Raw genomic sequence first — 17869 nt, forward strand, 5'->3', positions numbered from 1 at the left:
CCACGGCGGCGCCGGCACCATGAGCCGCAGCCACATCAGCGCGGAACAAAACGCGGCCTACCACGCCGCCCTGCAGGCCATCCTGCGGCCCGCGCAGCAGCTGCTGGCCGGCGGCGGCAGCGCGCTCGATGCGGTCAGCCTGGCGGTGGAGCTGCTCGAGGACTGCCCGCTGTTCAATGCCGGGCATGGCGCCGTCTTCACCCATGACGAAACCCATGAACTCGACGCGGCCGTGATGGACGGCGCCACCTTGCGCGCCGGCGCGGTGGCCTGCGTGAACCGCGTGCGCCGCCCGGTGCGCGCGGCGCGCGCCGTGATGGAGCGCAGCGCGCACGTGCTGCTGGTGGGGGCCGGTGCCGAGGCCTTCGCCCAGGAGTGCGGGCTGGAAATGGTCTCGCCCGATTATTTTTCAACCGAGGCCCGCCGCGAGCAATTGCGGCGCGCGCTCGCGACGGACGCGGCCGTGCTGGACCACGACGGCGCGGCCCTGGCGTTCCGCTCAGGTCCTGCCGGCGCCGCACCCCTGGACGAAGGCCGCAAGCTCGGCACCGTGGGCGCCGTGGCCCTGGATGCGCAGGGCAACCTGGCCGCCGCCACCTCCACCGGCGGCATGACCAACAAGCGCGCCGGCCGGGTGGGCGACTCGCCCCTGATAGGCGCCGGCACCTACGCCGACAACCGCACGGCGGCGATTTCCTGCACCGGCACCGGTGAAATGTTCATACGCACCGCGGCGGCCTATGACATCTGCGCGCGCATGGCCTATGCCGGCATGCCGCTGGACGCGGCCGCCCGGGAAGTGGTCATGAAGGTGCTGCCCGCCCTGGGCGGGCGTGGCGGCCTGATCGCCGTCGATGCGCAGGGCCACCTCAGCCTGCCCTTCAACACCGAAGGCATGTACCGCGGCTGGGCCCGCGTGGGCGAGGCGCCGGTGAGCGCCATTTACGCCGACGCCATCGAGGGATTCGCCGCATGAGCCCCCAGCCTAACCGCCAGCGCGTCATTGAGGTCAAGGACCTCAGCGTGAGTTTTGCCAGCGAGCAGCGCACCGTGCACGCGGTGCGCAATCTCGGCTTTCACGTGGACGCCGGGGAGACGCTGGCCATCGTGGGTGAATCGGGTTCCGGCAAATCGGTGTCCTCGCTGGCCCTGATGCGCCTGGTGGAGCAAGGCGGCGGCCGCCTGGGCAGCGGCAGCATGTGGCTGACGCGCCGCAACGGCGAGCGCCTGGACCTGGCGCGCGCTTCGCAGTCGCAAATGCGCAGCCTGCGCGGGGCCGACCTCGCCATGGTGTTCCAGGAGCCCATGACCTCGCTCAACCCGGTGTTCACGGTCGGCGAGCAGATCGCCGAATCGATACGCCTGCACCAGGGGCTCTCGCGCCAGGCGGCGCTGGCCGAAGCGCTGCGCATGCTGGACCTGGTTCGCATCCCGGAAGCCAAAAACGTGCTGGGCCGCCATCCGCACCAGCTCTCGGGCGGCATGCGCCAGCGCGTGGTGATCGCCATGGCGCTGGCCTGCAAGCCCACGCTGCTGATCGCCGACGAGCCGACCACGGCGCTGGACGTGACCATCCAGGCGCAGATCCTCGCGCTGATCCAGCAACTGCAGCGCGAGCTGGCCATGGCGGTGATCTTCATCACCCACGACATGGGCGTGGTGGCCGAAATCGCCGACCGCGTGCTCGTGATGTACCGCGGCGACAAGGTAGAGGAAGGCGACTGCGCCACCCTGTTTGCCAGGCCGCAGCAGCCCTACACCCAGGCCTTGCTGGCGGCCGTGCCCCGGCTGGGGGCCATGCAGGGGCAGGATTTGCCGGCGCGCTTTGCGGTGCCGGGCGCGCCGCTATCCGGGAACGGACAGCCTCTCAGCGCCGCCAACACCGTGCGCAGCGACCTGCCGCCCGTGCTCAAGGTGCAGGACCTGGTCACGCGCTTTCCGCTGGCAAGCGGCCTGCTCGGGCGCGTGCGCCGGCAGGTGTATGCGGTGGAGCAGCTCAGCTTCGAACTCAAGGCCGGTGAAACCCTGTCCCTGGTGGGCGAATCCGGTTGCGGAAAATCCACCACCGGCCGCTCGCTGGCGCGGCTGCTCGAATTCAACAGCGGGCAGGTCGAGGTCGCGGGGCGCGACATCTCGGCGCTCAAGGGCCGGGCCCTGCAGGCGCTGCGCCGCGACATCCAGTTCGTCTTCCAGGACCCTTTCGCCTCGCTCGACCCGCGGCTGACCATAGGCTATTCGGTCATGGAGCCCATGCTGATCCACAAGCTCGCCTCGCCCAAGGAGGCCGAGGAGCGCGTGCGCTGGCTGCTGGGCAAGGTGGGCCTGCCGGCCGAGGCGGCCCATCGCTACCCGCACGAGTTCTCCGGCGGGCAGCGCCAGCGCGTGGCGATCGCGCGGGCACTGGCGCTCAACCCCAAGGTGGTGATCGCCGACGAGGCGGTGTCGGCGCTGGACGTGTCGATTCGCGCGCAGATCATCAACCTGATGCTGGACCTGCAGCAGGAATTCGGCGTCGCCTTCCTGTTCATCTCGCACGACATGGCAGTGGTCGAGCGCATCAGCCACCGCGTGGCCGTGATGTACCTGGGCCAGATCGTGGAGATCGGCCCGCGCCGCGCCGTGTTCGAAAACCCGCAGCACGCCTACACCCGGCGCCTGCTGGCGGCCGTGCCGGTCGCCGACCCGGCGCGCCGCAGCGCCGTGCGCGAGCTCATGGCCGACGAGATCCCCAGCCCCATACGCGCCGTGGGCGACGCGCCGCAAGTCGCGCCGCTGCACCAGGTGGCGCCGGGGCATTTTGTCGCGCGGCATTCGGTGGGAGGCCCTTATTGACGTCCACCCTTGCCCCCACCTGCCTTTGCCCTTCCGTCTCCCGTGTTTGCCCCTCGTTTCGCCTCTAGGAGTTTTTTCATGAAGAATCGTCTTTCCACCCTCACCGCCGCGCTGGCCGGCATCATCGGCCTGATGGGCCTCGCCGCGCCGGCCCATGCCGCCAAGGACGTGGTCGTTGCCGTCCAGTCCAATTTCACCAGCACCGACCCGTATGACGCCAACGACACGCTGTCGCAGGCCATGGCCAAGTCCTTCTACCAGGGCCTGTACGGTTTCGACAAGGACATGAAGATGGTGCCGGTGCTGGCCGAGAGCCACACCGTGAGCAAGGACGGCCTGGTCTACACCTTCAAGCTCAAGTCCGGCATCAAGTTCCATGACGGCACGCCTTTCAACGCCGAGGCCGTGAAGGTCAATTTCGACCGCGTCACCAACCCCGACAACAAGCTCAAGCGCTACAACCTCTACAAGAACATCGCCAAGACCGAGGCGGTGGACGCCAGCACCGTGCGCGTGACGCTCAAGGAGCCCTTCTCGCCCTTCATCAACACGCTGGCCCATCCCTCGGGCGTGATGATTTCGCCCGCCGCGCTGGCCAAGTACGGCAGCAAGGGCATCGCGCAAAACCCCGTGGGCACGGGGCCCTTCAAGTTCGTCGAGTGGAAGGCCACCGACTACCTCAAGGTCGCCAAGTGGGAAGGCTACTGGAAGAAGGGCTACCCCAAGGTGGACAGCATCACCTGGCGCCCGGTGGTGGACAACAACACGCGCGCGGCCATGATGCAGACCAACGAGGCCCACTTCGCCTTCCCGATGCCGCCCGAGACGGTGGAAAGCCTGTCGAAGAAGCCCAGCCTGGAAGTGACGAGCGCGCCCTCCATCATCCACCGCTACCTCTCGATGAACACGCTGCAAAAGCCTTTCGACAACCCGAAGGTGCGTGAGGCCATCAACTACGCGATCAACAAGGAGGCCCTGGTCAAGGTGGCCTTCTCGGGCTACGCGATTCCCGCCGAAGGCGTGGTGCCGCATGGCGTGGAATACGCCGCCAAGCTGGGCCCCTGGCCCTACAACCCGGCCAAGGCGCGCGAGCTGCTGAAGGAAGCTGGCTATCCCAACGGTTTCGAAAGCACCTTGTGGTCGGCCTACAACTACACCACGGCACAGAAGGTGATCCAGTTCGTGCAGCAGCAGCTGGCCCAGGTCGGCATCAAGGTGCAGGTGCAGGCGCTGGAAGCCGGCCAGCGCGTGGAGCGCGTGGAAAGCGCGCAGGACCCCGCGACGGCGCCGGTGCGCATGTACTACGTGGGCTGGTCCTCATCCACCGGCGAAGCCGACTGGGCGCTGCGCCCCCTGCTGGCCTCCGAGTCCCTGCCGCCCAAGATGTTCAACACCGCCTACTACAAGAATGCTGAAGTGGACGCCGACATCGCCAAGGCGCTGGTCACCACCAGCGGCGCGGAGAAGGCCAAGCTCTACACCGACGCCCAGCAGCGCATCTGGAAGGACGCACCCTGGGCCTTCCTGGTGACCGAACGGCTGCTGTCGGTGCGCGCGCGCAACCTGGCCGGCTTTTACGTGATCCCGGACGGCAGCTTCAACTTCGACGAAGTCGAACTCAAGTAATCCCGGCCGCGCCTGCCCCAGCCCCTCTGACCTTCTCAAGAAGCCCGCCTTCGCATGACTCTCTACCTTCTCAAGCGCCTGCTGGGCCTGCTGCCGACGCTGCTGATCGTGGCCGTGCTGGTGTTCCTGTTCGTGCACCTGCTGCCCGGCGACCCGGCACGCCTGGCCGCCGGGCCCGACGCGGGCCCCGAAACCGTGGAGCTGGTGCGCCGCGACCTGGGGCTGGACCTGCCGATACCGCAGCAGTTCGTGCGCTTTTTCAGCCACGCGCTACAAGGCGACTTCGGCCTGTCCATACGCACCAAGCGGCCCGTGGCCACGGAGATCGCGGAGCGTTTTGCACCCACCTTCTGGCTCACCATCGCGGCCATGGGGTGGTCGGTACTGCTGGGCCTGGTGCTGGGCATGGTGTCGGCGGTGTGGCGCAACCGCTGGCCCGATAGGCTGGGCATGTCGCTGGCGGTTTCGGGCATTTCGTTCCCCTCGTTCGCGCTGGGCATGCTGCTGATGCAGTTCTTCTCGGTGCAGCTGGGCTGGCTGCCTACCGTCGGGGCCGACTCGTGGCGCCACTACATCCTGCCCTCGCTCACGCTGGGCGCGGGCGTGGCGGCCGTGATGGCGCGCTTTACGCGCAGCTCCTTCATCGACATCCTCAAGGAAGACTATGTGCGCACGGCGCGCGCCAAGGGCCTCACTGAAACCGTGGTGGTGGTCAAGCACGCGCTGCGCAACGCGCTGATCCCGGTGGTCACCATGATGGGCCTGCAGTTCGGCTTCCTGCTGGGCGGCTCCATCGTCGTCGAGGTGGTGTTCAACTGGCCCGGCATGGGCCGGCTGCTGGTCGACGCGGTGGAGATGCGCGACTATCCCGTGATCCAGGCGCTGGTCCTGCTGTTCTCGCTCGAATTCATCCTGATCAACCTGGTGGTGGACATGCTCTACGCCGTCATCAACCCGACCATCCGCTTCAAGTGAACACCACCGAATCCCCCAGCACCGCCGCCGCGAACGAAGCGCCGCTTCCAGACAGCGCGCAGCTCTCCGTGCGCACACCCGCCGCCGAGTTCTGGCGCAAATTCAAGAAGCAGCGCGTGGCCCTGGCGGCCGCCGGTTTTGTGCTGCTGCTGGTGCTGGTGGCGGTGCTCGCGCCCTGGCTGAGCCCTTTTGACGCGGAGAATTTTTTCGACTATGACGCCCTGAACGCGCCGCCCTCGGCCAAGCACTGGTTCGGCGTGGACGCGCTGGGCCGCGACATCTTCAGCCGCATCCTGATGGGCGCGCGCATCTCGCTGGCCGCGGGCCTGGTCTCGGTGGCCGTGGGCGCCGTGATCGGCACGCTGCTGGGCTTGCTCGCCGGCTATTACGAAGGCTGGTGGGACCGCATCGTCATGCGCATGTCCGACGTGCTGTTCGCCTTTCCCGGCATCTTGCTGGCCATCGGCATCGTCGCCATCCTGGGCAACGGCATGATCAACGTGATCATGGCCGTGGCCGTGTTCAGCGTGCCGGCGTTCGCGCGCCTGGTGCGCGGCAATGTGCTCTCGCTCAAGCACCAGACCTACATCGAGGCGGTGCGCTCCATAGGCGCGCCCGACTCGGTCATCATGCTGCGCCACCTGCTGCCGGGTACGGTGTCCTCGGTGGTGGTCTACCTGACCATGCGCATAGGCACCTCCATCATCACGGCGGCCAGCCTCTCCTTCCTCGGCCTGGGCGCGCAGCCGCCCACGCCGGAATGGGGCGCCATGCTCAACGAGGCGCGCGCCGACATGCTCAACGCGCCGCATATCGCGCTGTTTCCCAGCCTGGCCATCTTCCTGACCGTGCTGGCTTTCAACCTGCTGGGCGACGGCCTGCGCGATGCGCTGGACCCCAAGATAGACCGCCAGTAAGCGGGGCAAGGCCGCTTCGTGACATACCGCCACTTGCTGCCCCACATCGGCAGCCTGCCGCACGGGCAGCGCAACGCCATCACCGACGTCGCCGGCGTGAGCGTCGGCCATTGCACGCTGGACGCGGGCGAGGTGCAGACCGGCGTGACCGTGGTGCGCCCGCATGGCGGCGACCTGTTCCGCGACCGCGTCCCGGCCGCGGCGGCCGTGCTCAACGGCTTCGGCAAAAGCGTGGGCCTGCTGCAAATCGAGGAGCTCGGCGTGCTGGAAACGCCGATCGCGCTCACCAATACCTTTTCGGTCGCCGCCGTGGCCACCGCGCAAATCCGGCAATGCATGGCCGCCAACCCCGAAACCGGGCGCGGGCTGCCCACGGTCAACCCGCTGGTGTTCGAATGCAACGACGGCTTTCTCAACGACATCCAGCGCATGGCCGTCACAGAGCAGCACTACCTGCAGGCCTGCGCGCAGGCGGGCGTGGAGGTCGCGGAAGGTTCGGTCGGCGCCGGGCGCGGCATGTCCAGCTTCGGGCTCAAGGGTGGCGTGGGCACGGCCTCGCGCCGCGTGGCGGCCGCCGGGGGCGGCGAGCACACCGTGGGCGCGCTGGTGCTGGCCAACTACGGCCAGCTGCCGCTATTGACCATGGCCGGCCAGGCCCTGGGCGCGCGGCTGGCGGCACAGCATACGCAAGCAGCAGAGCCCGAAAAAGGCTCCATCATCCTGCTGGTCGCCACCGACGCGCCGCTTGACGCGCGCCAGCTGCGCCGGCTGGCCCTGCGCGCCGGCGCCGGGCTGGCGCGCACCGGCTCGGTGTTCGGCCACGGCAGCGGTGACATCGCGCTGGCGTTTTCCACCGCCTACACCGTGCCGCAGCAAACCAGCAGGCCCATGCCGGCCGTGGCCCTGCTGCACGACGGCCTGATAGACCCGCTGTTCCAGGCCGTGGCCGACAGCACCGAGCAGGCCATCATCCACGCCCTGTGGCAGGCCAGTGCCGTCACCGGCCGCGGCGGCCACCAGCGCCGCGCGCTGGCGGAGCTGCTGCCCGGCTGGCCTTCTTCATCCTCCTTTTCACCTTCTGCGGATTGCCCATGAAAGTCCTGATCTCCACCGACATCGAAGGCGTTGCCGGCGTTTTCCACCACGAACAGGTGCGTGCCGGCAATCCCGAGTACGAGCGCGCCCGCCTGCTGATGGCGCACGAGGCCAACGCCGCCATTGCCGGCGCCTTCGACGCGGGCGCCACCGAGGTGCTGGTCAACGATTCGCACGGGAGTTTTCGCAACATGCCTCCGGAGCTGCTGGATGCGCGCGCCCAGGCCGTCATGGGCAAGCCGCGCTACCTCAGCATGATGGCCGGCGTCGACGACGGCGTGGACGCCGTCTGCATGGTCGGCTACCACTCGCGCGCGCAGGGCCGCGGCATCCTGGCGCACACCATCAACAGCTTTGCCTTTGCGCGCGTGTATTTCAACGGCCTTGAACTGGGCGAAGCCGGCATTTACGGCGCGCTGGCCGGCGAGTACGGCGTGCCGGTGGTGATGGCCAGCGGCGACGATGTGTTCATCGAGGAGCACCGCCCGCTGTTTCCGCATGCCACCTTTGTGCAGACCAAGCGGGCGACCGGCCAGACCAGCGGCATCAGCCTGTCCCCGGCCCAGGCCTGCGCGGCCATACGCGTCGGCGTGGCCGCCGCGCTGGCACAGGGCAGCGCGGCCCGCCCTTATGTGCTGCCGGGCCCCATCGCCGTGCGCATCCAGACCCAGTCGCCGGCGCTGGCCGACCTGTTTTGCCAGTGGCCGGCCCTGCGGCGGCTGGAGGGGGACGAGGTCGGCTTTGACGCGCCTACCGTGGAGGCCGCGGTGCGCATGGTCAACAGCTTGTCGGCCATGTCCAGCATGCTGCGCTAGGAGCTGCTTGCCGCCCTAGGGCACACGCGGCGCGTGTTCCGCGCCCTGGCCCACTGCCCGCTCGCTCATCCAGCGCAGCAGGTCCAGCCACATCTGGCGCATCTCGGCATCGAGCGGCGTGCGCGTGGAGTTGGGCAGCTCTATGGTCACCACCGGCACGCCTTTATGGATGCCGCCGTAGTTGCCCAGCGAACCCGGGAAGATGCCGACCTGGTCCAGGTAAAGCCGCCCCAGGCGCGAGGGCGGAACCGAAGGCCCGTCGAAATCGAGCACGCCGTAAGGCGCATGGATGCTGACGATGAGCTGCGGCTTGAAACTTTGCATCTGCTCATGCAGGAAACGCGACTCGGGCTCGGACAGCGGCTTGGGGCCGGGCCAGCGGCGCGGGTCCTTGCCCGTGCGCTTTTCCCAGTAGACCTTGGCGTCGCGCTCCCAGTTGGGCGTGGGGAAGTTGCGGTTCAGGTCCACACCATGCGCGTTGACGCGGCGCGGCGGCGTGGACAGCACGCCGTCGGGGTTGAGCACCGGCACAAAACGCCAGTGGACCACCTGGGGCGCGTCCTGCGGCGGCTGCGCGGCCAGCTTGATCCAGTGCAGGGCTACCGCGCCCGAGGACAGCTCGTCGCCGTGGATGGCGCCCACCACCAGCACGCGCAGGCCGGCGTTGTCGGGCTTGATGTCGCGCACCCAAATCGCCTGCCCGTTGACGGATCGCGCGCCCGTGGGCTGCAGCTGAGCCGCCTCGCAAAGGTCCCGCTTGACGTTCGGCAGTTTGGCCGCGTAGTCGGCGCAAGGCGAATCAGCCCGGGCACCGATCGCTATGAAATAAGTAGCAAGCAGGCAGAGGGCAAAGCGGTGAAACGGCATGCCCGCGAGTTTAACCGGCGCCGCCGCGGCCCCTGCCGCCCTCCCGCCTAAACCCTGACGCAAGTGGGCCGGGGCCGCATCAGTTAAATTAGCTGTCTATGCCGACCCCCGCCATACCTCGCCAAGCGAGCAGCCCCAGCTTTTCACAGCGGGAATTCCGGGCGTCTCTGGCCATGTTCGCCACCGGGGTCACCATCGTCACCGCGCGCACGCCGGCCGGCGTGCTGGTGGGCCTGACCGCCAACTCCTTCAATTCGGTGTCGCTGCAACCGCCGCTGGTGCTCTGGAGCCTGGCGCGCGCGGCCGGCTCCATGGCCGCCTTGAGCGCCGGCTCGCACTACGCGATCAACATCCTCGCGGCCGACCAGAAAGAGCTGGCCGAGCGTTTCGCCAGCGGGCGCGCGGATCGCTGGGACGGCGTGGCCTACAGCGAAGGCGCCAGCGGCGCGCCGCTGCTGGACGGCGCGGCCGCGCACTTTGAATGCTTTAACCGCAGCCGCTATGAAGAAGGCGACCACGTGATCTTCGTCGGCGAGGTCGAGCGCTGCGGCCACCGCGCGGGCGCCTCGCCGCTGCTGTTCCACGGCGGCAGGTTTTATACCGAGCACCCGCTGTAAATCACGAGAAGGCGACGGCCGCGGCCGCCGCTTTCAGGTCCCCGCCAGTTTCGCCAGGTTCTTCACGATGACACGCAAGACCCATCTCGACACCCTCGCCATGTCCCTGCTGCTGGGCTGCTGCCTGTTCTGGGGCCTGCAGCAGGTGCTGATCAAGGCCACCATCAGCGAGATCCCGCCCATGTTCCAGGCCTCGCTGCGCCTGGTCGGCGCCACGGCCCTGCTGTGGCTGTGGTGCCTGTGGCGCAAGATTCCGCTGTTCAACCGCGACGGCTCGCTCAAGGCCGGCCTGCTGGCGGGCGCCCTGTTCGGCGCGGAGTTCGCCTGCATTTATGTGGGCCTGCAATACACCAGCGCTTCCCGCCTCACGGTGTTTTTGTACACCTCACCCTTCTGGGTCGCGGCGCTGGTGCCGCTGTGGGTCAAGTCCGAGCGGCTGCGCGGCCTGCAATGGCTGGGCCTGCTGTGCGCATTTGCCGCCGTGGTGTTCGCGCTGCGCGAGGGTTTTACCGGCGACCATGCCTCGACGGCGCGCGGCGACCTGCTGGCGCTGGCCGCCGGCATGCTGTGGGGCCTGACCACGGTGGTGATACGGGCTACCCAGCTGGTCAAGATCTCCGCCGAGAAGCTGCTGTTCTACCAGCTGGCCGTCAGCGCCGCCGTGTTCCCCTTGCTGTCGCTCTACCTGGGCGAGCAGTGGTCCTGGCAGTTCAGCCCGTTTGCCATCACCTCGCTGCTGCTGCAGACGGTGATAGGCGCGTTCGCCAGCTACCTGGCCTGGATGTGGATGCTGGGGCGCTACCCCGCCACCAAAATTTCGGTGTTTGTGTTTTTCACGCCGCTGTTCGCGCTGCTGTTCGGCGCGCTGTGGCTCAAGGAAAGCGTGACCACCGGCCTGCTGGTGGCGCTGGCCACCGTGGCGGCCGGCATCGTGCTGGTCAACCGCAAGCCGGCAGGCGCATAATTTTTCGGCATGACAACCCACCCACGCATCCCCGGCCATCGTTTCCTCCATTCACCGGGCCCCACGCGGGTACCCGACGAGGTGATGGACGCGATGCGAAGGCAGCCCATGGACATGGGCGACCCGCGGCTGGAGCGTGTGATCCAGGCCTGCGAAACCGGGCTCAAGGCGCTGTTGCAAACCGCCAAGGCCGACGTCTTCCTGTATACCTGCAACGGCCACGGCGCCTGGGAGGCGGTGATCGCCAACCTGCTCGCACCGGGGCAGCAGGTGCTGGTCGCCGGCACCGGGCATTTTTCCGAGTCCTGGGCCGTGCAGGCCGAGGCCATGGGCGCGCGGGTGCTGCGCACGCCCTGGCGCGAAGGCTACCCGGCTGATGCGCAGGCGATTGAAGCCGCCTTGCGCGCCGACAGCTCGCACGCCATCGTGGCCGTGTTTGTGGTCCACACCGACACCGCCAGCGGCATGACCAGCAACATCGCCGCGGTGCGGCGGGCGATGGATGCCGCGGGCCATCCCGCGCTGCTGGTGGTGGATGTGGTGGCCTCGCTGGGCGCGGCGCCTTTTGCCATGGATGCGCTGGGCGCCAACGTCGTGCTGGGCGCCTCACAAAAAGGCCTGATGGTGCCGCCCGGCCTGGCCTTTGTGGCCGCCGATGCCGCCGCGATGAAGGTCGCCGCGGCCAATCCAACACCGCGGTTTTACTGGGACTGGGCGCGGCGGCAAAGCCCGCTGAGCTACCGCAAGTTCTGCGGCACGCCGCCGCAAACCCTGCTCTTCGGCCTGGAGGCCGCGCTGGGGCTGATTTTTCACGAAGGCCTTGAACAGGTCATTGCCCGCCACCGGCTGATCGCCGGCGCCGTGCATGCCGCCGTCCAGGCCTGGAGCGAGGGCGGCGCGCTGGCCCTTTTTGTACGCGAGCCGGCGGCGCGTTCGGTCTCCGTTACCACGGTGGCGGTGGCCGAGGGCATCGATCCCGAGGCCATGCGTACGGTCGCGCGCGAGCAATTCCAGGTCGCGATCGCGGGCGGCCTGGGCCCGCTGGCGGGGCGCACATTCCGCATAGGCCACCTGGGCGACATGAACCCGGCCATGATCCTGGGCTGCCTGGCCGGCGTGGAAGCGGCGATGCGGGTGCAAGGCATTCCTTTCGGCAACGGCGTGCAGCATGCCGTCGCGGCTTTGGCGGGCCAACGCTGAGCCTTGGAACAGGTCTCCACTTGTTGTGCCGGAAAACCCCAGAATGAAGCAACTTTTCTTTGGCGATAAAGCCGGCTTCGCAATTGCGCATCGAAAAGCCGCATCCGAAGATGCACCAAGCTATGGCCACTGCGCTTCGGCCGAGGGAAAGCGTTTGCAGAGGGGATGAAAAATTGAAACGCGAAACTGAAAAATGCGTACGATTTCTTGGTGGCAGCACCGTTAGATATTCACTTTGGTCGGGCCTCTTCTGTACGGCCATATCTATATGGAGCTCCGTTGCCATGAGTCAAACCGCTACGGACGCGCCTACCTGCGATGCACTTTCTGTTCGCTGGGACGAGAGCCCTGGGCTGGGTAGTCGTCTTGGGCGCGCCAAGGCATTGGAAGACCAAGGCAAATCCTGTATTGGCAAAGGTTTTTACGACCCAAGACTTGCCATTCTTTACATGGATGCCGGAGATCTCGCCAGTGCAGACCGCATAGCAAAGCAAGGCATACAGAAGGGCAGTCCTTACCAAGCCAATTTGCACCAGGTATTGGCGGAGACTACCTTGCGCAGAGGCAATGTAGATACGGCTTACAAGATGGCGGAAGACATAGCGAAGAAGAATCCGGCGTATGTACCGATACTAGGATTTTTGGGTGAGATAGATTCCAAAAATCAGAACTGGGCTATGGCTCTGGCGCGATCGCAAAAGTGGAACTCTATTGACCATAGTGCACTGTCCTTGCTGGCAATGGCCGCGGCATTTCATCAGCTTGATCGCCATGAAGAATGCGTGGCTACGGTTGACAAAGCACTTGGCATTGATCCCGCCCGTATTGCAAAAATAGGCGGTATTAAAGAAGCCGTTTTCTCGTTGGGCATTTTGAAACGCAACGAAGAAGCGGCGGAATTACTCAAGCGCCATATGCAGGCCAATCCAAATTGGGCGCTGGATCCGTCGATGGTGAATGCGGCAAAGGCACTCGGATTGGCGAAGTAAGGCTGCAACTTGTCCGAACCCGCGTGAATGGGAAAATTGGGCGCGGCGCTATCAATTTTTTTACACCAGTTTGTTCGGGCTTACTGCGAAGCGGTGATACCGCCGTCGAGATACAGCACCTGCCCGGTAACAAAGCGAGAGGCGGGCGCCGCAAAAAACACCGCCGCACCGGCCACGTCCTGCGGGTCGGCCACGCGGCCCAGCGGAATGCGTTCCAGCACCTGTTGATGCGTCTCGGGATTTTCCAGCCAGTGGCGCGCCATCTCGGTCTGCACCACGGTGGGCGCGATGCCATTGACGGTGATGCCGTGCGGCGCCAGCTCGCTCGCATGCTGGCGTATCAGCATGACCAGGCCGCCCTTGCTGCTGCTGTAGGCCGAATAACCGCGGCCGCGCAGCCCCAGCTGCGCGCGCACCGAGAGCAGATGCACCTGCGCGCCGCCTTTGCCGCCTTCAATCTGTTTTTTGGCCGCGGCCTGCGCGAGAAACATCGCGGCCTTGAGGTTGACCTGCAACACCTCGTCAAAAGCCTCTTCGGTGACGTCGAGCAAGGCCTGCTCGCGCTGCATGCCGACACAGTTCACCAAAATGTCGAGGCCGCCCCACTGCGCTGCCACCGCGTCGACGGAGGCCTGCATCTGCGGCACCGAATGCGCGTCCATGGCCAGGCCCAGGGCCTCGTGGCCCGCCGCCCGCAGCGCGGAAGCCACGGCTTGCGCCTTGGCCTCATCGCGGCCCGACACCGCGACACGCGCGCCCGCGATGGCCAGGCCCCAGGCAATGGCTTCGCCTATGCCGCCGTAACCGCCGGGCACATAAGCGGTTTTGCCGCGCAGGTCGAACAGGCCTGTCAGCGCGGTGCCGAAATCAATCCGGGGTGTGATGTTGCTCATGGATGGCGAAATTGTGGGCGCAAAGCAGGCGAGCGGCGAAAGGGTTTTCCTCAATCCATCAGCAGGCCGCCATTGAGGTCAATGATCTCGCCGGTGATAAAGCCCGACAGCGGCGAAGCCAGGAAGCGCACCACATGGGCGAACTCCTCGGGTTCACAGAAGCGGCCGACCGGGATGTCTTTGAGCAACTTCTGGCGCTGCTCCTCATTGAGCTGCTCGGTGATCATGGGCGTCTTGACATAGGCCGGCGCGACGGCATTGGCCGTGACACCAAAAGGCGCGAGTTCGCGCGCCAGCGAAAAGGTCAGCGAGCTCATCGCGCCCTTGGACACCGAGTAGGCCGTGCCCGCCGTCAAGCCGCCGGTCTTGGCCGCCAGCGAGCTGGTGTTGATGATGCGGCCGAAGCGCCGCGCCTTCATCGCCGGCACCACCTGCTGCGCGAGGTAAAAAGCGCCGTCGAGGTTGGCCCCCAGCACGCGTCGCCATTCACCGGCCTCGGTGGCCTCGACCTTGTTGTTGGAAAGAATGCCGGCGTTGTTGACCAGGATGTCGACGGGCCCGAATGCCTTGACGATGAGGGCATGGCCGTCGCTCACGGCGGCTGCGTCGCTGATGTCAAACGAGAACGCCGAGGCACGCGAACCCAGCTCATCGGCCAGCGCGCGGTTGCCTTCGTGGTTCACATCGACCATCGCGACCTTGCAGCCGTCTTCCAGCAAGGCCTTGACGACGGCCAGGCCCATGGTGCCGGCCGCGCCTGTGACCAGCGCGACTTTGTCTTGAAGCGGTTTCATCCAAATAACTTTCTGCGGTAATCAGTGAAGGGGCGTCATGCATCCAATACGCTCTTTTTGCCAAAGAGACCACGTGAACGGAAAGTCACCACGGCGATAAACAGCAAATACATGGACATCAGCGACCACTCGGATGCATACGAACCGGTAAGCCCCACCACCATGCCCACCATCAGCCCGGCAATCACCGCGCCCCACAGCGAACCGACACCACCCAGCACAATGATCAAAAAGGCCGGCACCACCGCGTCCACGCCCACATGGGGCCGTATACCCCAGATGGGCGCCATGACCACACCCGCAATGGCCGCCAGCGCCACACCGAGGCCGAAGACAAAAAGGCGCAGGCGCGAGAGGTTGATGCCCAGGGCGCGCACCATTTCGCTGTCGTGCGCGCCGGCCTTGATGATGGCGCCGTAGGGTGTCTTCTGCAAAAACACCCAGAGCAGCACAATCATCAGGATGGCAAAGCCGCTGGCGAAGAAGCGGTACCTGGAATACACCAGGTCGCCCATCAGGAAGGCGCCGGAGATGGCCTCGGGCAGCATCAGCTGCTTTTCCGACGAACCCCAGACCACACGTATGCCTTCTTCAATCACCAGCGCGGCGCCGAAAGTCAGCAGCAGGCCGTAAAGCGGGTCGCGGCCGTAGGTGCGCCGCATGCACAGCTCCAGCAGCATGCCGAAGATGCCGACAAAAATCGGCGCGAAGACCAGCGCCACGCCGTAGCGCGTGCCCAGCGGCAGGCCCATATACCAGGCCTGCAGATTCGGGAACATGCCCAGCTGCGGCGCGACCAGGAACAACGCGAAGTACATGCCCAGCGCGAACAGCGAGCCGTGCGCGAGGTTGATGGTCTCCATCACCCCCACGATGAGCATAAAGCCCAGCGCGATGAGCGCGAACAGCAGACCCAGCGAGATGCCGTTGACGAGGTGCGGAACAAGCTGAAGCAGGAAATCCATGTCGGCCTTGAAAGAGGGTTGGCGGCTGGGCGCTCAGGCTTCGTAGCTGGGCGTCGCGTCGTAGCTCTCTAGCTTGCAGGCGCCCGCGGCGTCCTTGTCCATCACGTCCTTGGGGTCGGCCTGCGTGAGGATCTTGAAGATGTCGTCCTTCTCGGCGGGCTGGTCGTTGTAGCTGGCCATGTAAATCGTCTGCTGGCACTGGTGGGTGACCGGGTCCATCCACGCGTCGTAATGCTGCAGGCGGTCGGCCGCGCTCATCTTGCGGCCTTCGAGCTTCTTGATGACCGCGATGTTGTTCGTGGTGCCGGCTTCTTCGATGCAGCGCAGCAGCTCGCGCGTGGCCATATAACTGTTGTGGAACACATTGCCCGGCACGCGTATCGCCATGCCCGGGAACTGCTTCTGGTAGGCCGCCACGAACTCCTTCACGCCGGGCAGGTTCAATCGCCAGTACCAGGTGGTGCCGAAGACGCCGAAGATGGCCTCGGGGCCCAGGCCGTAGACGTCGGGCCAGTCCTGCTGGTTATTGATCCAGGCCATGGTCTGGTTCATCTTGAGCTGCACCACCTGCTGGCGCAGTGCCTTGATGTCGTCGCCGCCCACGGCCGTGGCCACCACGTTGGGCTTGAGCTGCTGCAGCTTGAGCAGGTAGGACGAAAAATCGCGGGTGTTCTGCGGCACCAGCAGTTCTTCCACGACTTTGCCGCCGTTGGCCTCGACAATGGCGCGCGTCGCCTTGGAGGTGGTGTGGCCCCACACATAGTCGTTGGTCAGCAGCACCCAGTTGCGCCCGCTCGCCTTGATGGCGTTCTTGACGATGGCATTCGAAAAGTTGGTGCCGTTGCCGTCCCAGACAAACTTGGTGCGGTGGCAGTCCTTGCCAGCCTCGGTCGGGCTGCTGGAGTTGGTGTTGAAAAACACCGTGCCGTATTTCTGCGCGACCTGCGAGATCGCGTTGGACACGCCGGAGTGCACCGCGCCTACCAGGAAGGCCGCTTCGTTGCGCGTGATCATGCGCTCGGCCACGCGCGAGCCGGTGGCCGGCGTGGTTTCGGTGTCGATGTGGATGGCCTCTATGCGCCGGCCCAGCACACCGCCCTTGTCGTTGAACTCCTTGATGGCCATCATGGCGCCCAGGCGCTCCTCGCCACCCGAGGCCGCGTACAGGCCCGAGGCGTCCATGGTCAGGCCTATGGTCAGCGGCTTCTTCTGGCCGGTCTGCGCCCAGGCGTGGTTGTGCTTCCAGGGCCCCATAAAGGGCGCGACGCCGTACAGGCCCGCGCCCACCAGCGCCAGGCTGGAGTGCTTGAGCAGCGCGCGGCGCGAGGTGGCGGCGGCTTCGGGTTTGGGTTCGGGGGCTGCAGCCTTGTTGTTGATCTCGCTCATGGTTTTGTCTCCTGCTGGTTGAGGGATGGGCTTAACGGGGAACGATCTTGACGTCGTTGAGTTTTTCCTGCGCTTCAAAAAGAGAGGCGATCAGCTTGTCGCCGAAGCCGGCGTTGCTGGCCTGTATCAGGCTCTGGTGCGCGGCCTCGCCCATCAGGCTGCTGACGGGCAGCATCTCGGCCAGGTGGGTGTAGTAGCGCAAGTCTTTCTGCGCATTGGCGATGCCGAACTTGAAGCCGGTGACGTCGCCTTCCTTGAGCGTCTTGGTCGCCATCATCTGGAAGATGCCGCAGTTCACGCCGCCGGCCGAGATCACGTCGTAGAGGCGGTTCAGGTCCAGCCCGCTTTTGGCCGCGACCGCAAAGGCCTCGGCAATCGAGGCGGCAAAGCTCATGGCCATCATGTTGTTGACCAGCTTGAGCACATGGCCGTGGCCGGGCGGGCCCACATGGAAGATGTTTTCGCAAAAGGCCTTGAGCACCGGCTCCAGCGCCTTGAAGTCTTCGGGCTCGGCGCCCACCATGGTGTTGAGCCGGCCTTCCTCGGCCTCCTTGGGCGTGCGCGCCAGCGGCGCATCGACCAGCTTGATGCCCCTGGCCGCGAGGTCATTGCGTATGCGTGTGCTGGAGGCCGGCTCGGCGGTGGAGGTGTCGACCACGATCAGGCCCTGGCGACCGCCGTCCAGCAGGCCGTCCTTGCCGTAGACGATGTCCTCGACCTGGGGCGAACCCGTGACGCAGATAAACACGATGTCCGAAACCTGCGCGCACTCGGCGTTGGTTTTGGCTTCTTTCGCGCCGGCGGCGATGAGGTCGGCGAGGTTGTCGCGGTTGCGGTTGACCTTGAACGTCAGGCCGAAGCCTTTGGCCAGCAGGTTTTTGGCCATGCCGTGGCCCATCATGCCGATGCCGATAAATCCGATTCGGGGTGCCAT

Annotated in this window: 17 protein-coding genes; 11 read left to right on the top strand and 6 right to left on the bottom strand. The window is 66.1% G+C overall.

Annotation, left to right across the window (positions count from 1 at the left end):
- Positions 1–19 precede the first annotated feature (19 nt).
- From BLQ85_RS16660 to BLQ85_RS16690, 7 genes are all read left to right on the top strand, one after another.
- Positions 20–976, top strand: a complete 957-nt coding sequence (locus tag BLQ85_RS16660; protein WP_254806464.1) for an isoaspartyl peptidase/L-asparaginase family protein — start codon at positions 20–22, stop codon at positions 974–976.
- Positions 973–2832: a dipeptide ABC transporter ATP-binding protein gene (locus tag BLQ85_RS16665; protein ID WP_074578403.1), complete on the top strand. Its 1860-nt coding sequence runs from the start codon at positions 973–975 to the stop codon at positions 2830–2832. Before BLQ85_RS16660 ends, BLQ85_RS16665 begins: the two co-directional genes overlap by 4 nt.
- A 78-nt stretch (positions 2833–2910) precedes the next feature.
- Positions 2911–4458, top strand: coding sequence for a glutathione ABC transporter substrate-binding protein GsiB (gene gsiB, locus BLQ85_RS16670; RefSeq protein WP_074578405.1), 1548 nt, complete (start codon positions 2911–2913; stop codon positions 4456–4458).
- A 54-nt stretch (positions 4459–4512) separates the two neighbouring features.
- Entirely contained in the window at positions 4513–5433 is a 921-nt protein-coding gene (gene gsiC / locus BLQ85_RS16675; protein ID WP_074578408.1) for a glutathione ABC transporter permease GsiC, read from the top strand.
- Positions 5430–6350, top strand: coding sequence for a glutathione ABC transporter permease GsiD (gene gsiD, locus BLQ85_RS16680; RefSeq protein WP_074578410.1), 921 nt, complete (start codon positions 5430–5432; stop codon positions 6348–6350). Before gsiC ends, gsiD begins: the two co-directional genes overlap by 4 nt.
- 18 nt (positions 6351–6368) lie before the next feature.
- Positions 6369–7445, top strand: coding sequence for a DmpA family aminopeptidase (locus BLQ85_RS16685; protein WP_074578411.1), 1077 nt, complete (start codon positions 6369–6371; stop codon positions 7443–7445).
- Positions 7442–8260, top strand: a complete 819-nt coding sequence (locus tag BLQ85_RS16690; protein ID WP_074578413.1) for a M55 family metallopeptidase — start codon at positions 7442–7444, stop codon at positions 8258–8260. Before BLQ85_RS16685 ends, BLQ85_RS16690 begins: the two co-directional genes overlap by 4 nt.
- Before the next feature lie 15 nt (positions 8261–8275).
- Here BLQ85_RS16690 and BLQ85_RS16695 read toward each other — a convergent pair whose 3' ends face one another.
- Positions 8276–9127: a M14 family zinc carboxypeptidase gene (locus BLQ85_RS16695; RefSeq protein WP_074578415.1), complete on the bottom strand. Its 852-nt coding sequence runs from the start codon at positions 9125–9127 to the stop codon at positions 8276–8278.
- Between the two features lie 173 nt (positions 9128–9300).
- Here BLQ85_RS16695 and BLQ85_RS16700 point away from each other — a divergent pair, with 173 nt between their 5' ends.
- The 4 genes from BLQ85_RS16700 (at position 9301) to BLQ85_RS16715 (ending at position 12897) form a co-directional block, all read left to right on the top strand.
- Positions 9301–9744: a flavin reductase family protein gene (locus BLQ85_RS16700; protein ID WP_254806460.1), complete on the top strand. Its 444-nt coding sequence runs from the start codon at positions 9301–9303 to the stop codon at positions 9742–9744.
- 67 nt (positions 9745–9811) lie between these two features.
- Entirely contained in the window at positions 9812–10708 is an 897-nt protein-coding gene (locus tag BLQ85_RS16705) for a DMT family transporter (protein ID WP_074578419.1), read from the top strand.
- Positions 10709–10717: 9 nt separating this feature from the next.
- Complete coding sequence (locus BLQ85_RS16710; RefSeq protein WP_074578421.1) at positions 10718–11908, top strand: pyridoxal-phosphate-dependent aminotransferase family protein; 1191 nt, start codon at positions 10718–10720, stop codon at positions 11906–11908.
- 284 nt (positions 11909–12192) lie between these two features.
- Complete coding sequence (locus BLQ85_RS16715) at positions 12193–12897, top strand: tetratricopeptide repeat protein (protein WP_139201031.1); 705 nt, start codon at positions 12193–12195, stop codon at positions 12895–12897.
- Between the two features lie 80 nt (positions 12898–12977).
- On the opposite strand, the gene BLQ85_RS16720 is transcribed toward BLQ85_RS16715, so the two are convergent.
- The 5 genes from BLQ85_RS16720 to BLQ85_RS16740 are packed head-to-tail and all read right to left on the bottom strand — an operon-like array spanning position 12978 to position 17869.
- Positions 12978–13790: an SDR family NAD(P)-dependent oxidoreductase gene (locus tag BLQ85_RS16720; protein WP_074578425.1), complete on the bottom strand. Its 813-nt coding sequence runs from the start codon at positions 13788–13790 to the stop codon at positions 12978–12980.
- Positions 13791–13840: 50 nt separating this feature from the next.
- Positions 13841–14584, bottom strand: coding sequence for an SDR family NAD(P)-dependent oxidoreductase (locus tag BLQ85_RS16725; protein ID WP_074578427.1), 744 nt, complete (start codon positions 14582–14584; stop codon positions 13841–13843).
- Positions 14585–14619: 35 nt separating this feature from the next.
- Positions 14620–15549, bottom strand: coding sequence for a branched-chain amino acid ABC transporter permease (locus tag BLQ85_RS16730; RefSeq protein WP_074578429.1), 930 nt, complete (start codon positions 15547–15549; stop codon positions 14620–14622).
- 33 nt (positions 15550–15582) lie between these two features.
- The gene (locus tag BLQ85_RS16735) at positions 15583–16935 is read right to left on the bottom strand and encodes an ABC transporter substrate-binding protein (RefSeq protein ID WP_139201032.1); all 1353 of its coding nucleotides are present in this window, start codon (positions 16933–16935) and stop codon (positions 15583–15585) included.
- A 31-nt stretch (positions 16936–16966) separates the two neighbouring features.
- On the bottom strand, positions 16967–17869 hold the full coding sequence (locus BLQ85_RS16740) for an NAD(P)-dependent oxidoreductase (protein ID WP_074578431.1): 903 nt from the start codon (positions 17867–17869) through the stop codon (positions 16967–16969).

The organism is Polaromonas sp. JS666 (genome assembly GCF_900103405.1).
Classification (GTDB): Bacteria; Pseudomonadota; Gammaproteobacteria; order Burkholderiales; family Burkholderiaceae_C; genus Polaromonas.

Excerpts from the sequence above, each read along its gene's own strand:
- BLQ85_RS16660 (WP_254806464.1), top strand. The coding sequence starts at position 20 with ATGAGCCGCAGCCACATCAGCGCGGAACAAAACGCGGCCTACCACGCC.
- BLQ85_RS16665 (WP_074578403.1), top strand. The coding sequence starts at position 973 with ATGAGCCCCCAGCCTAACCGCCAGCGCGTCATTGAGGTCAAGGACCTC.
- gsiB (WP_074578405.1), top strand. The coding sequence starts at position 2,911 with ATGAAGAATCGTCTTTCCACCCTCACCGCCGCGCTGGCCGGCATCATC.
- gsiC (WP_074578408.1), top strand. The coding sequence starts at position 4,513 with ATGACTCTCTACCTTCTCAAGCGCCTGCTGGGCCTGCTGCCGACGCTG.
- BLQ85_RS16690 (WP_074578413.1), top strand. The coding sequence starts at position 7,442 with ATGAAAGTCCTGATCTCCACCGACATCGAAGGCGTTGCCGGCGTTTTC.
- BLQ85_RS16695 (WP_074578415.1), bottom strand. The coding sequence starts at position 9,127 with ATGCCGTTTCACCGCTTTGCCCTCTGCCTGCTTGCTACTTATTTCATA.
- BLQ85_RS16700 (WP_254806460.1), top strand. The coding sequence starts at position 9,301 with ATGTTCGCCACCGGGGTCACCATCGTCACCGCGCGCACGCCGGCCGGC.
- BLQ85_RS16705 (WP_074578419.1), top strand. The coding sequence starts at position 9,812 with ATGACACGCAAGACCCATCTCGACACCCTCGCCATGTCCCTGCTGCTG.
- BLQ85_RS16710 (WP_074578421.1), top strand. The coding sequence starts at position 10,718 with ATGACAACCCACCCACGCATCCCCGGCCATCGTTTCCTCCATTCACCG.
- BLQ85_RS16715 (WP_139201031.1), top strand. The coding sequence starts at position 12,193 with ATGAGTCAAACCGCTACGGACGCGCCTACCTGCGATGCACTTTCTGTT.
- BLQ85_RS16720 (WP_074578425.1), bottom strand. The coding sequence starts at position 13,790 with ATGAGCAACATCACACCCCGGATTGATTTCGGCACCGCGCTGACAGGC.
- BLQ85_RS16725 (WP_074578427.1), bottom strand. The coding sequence starts at position 14,584 with ATGAAACCGCTTCAAGACAAAGTCGCGCTGGTCACAGGCGCGGCCGGC.
- BLQ85_RS16730 (WP_074578429.1), bottom strand. The coding sequence starts at position 15,549 with ATGGATTTCCTGCTTCAGCTTGTTCCGCACCTCGTCAACGGCATCTCG.
- BLQ85_RS16735 (WP_139201032.1), bottom strand. The coding sequence starts at position 16,935 with ATGAGCGAGATCAACAACAAGGCTGCAGCCCCCGAACCCAAACCCGAA.
- BLQ85_RS16740 (WP_074578431.1), bottom strand. The coding sequence starts at position 17,869 with ATGGCACCCCGAATCGGATTTATCGGCATCGGCATGATGGGCCACGGC.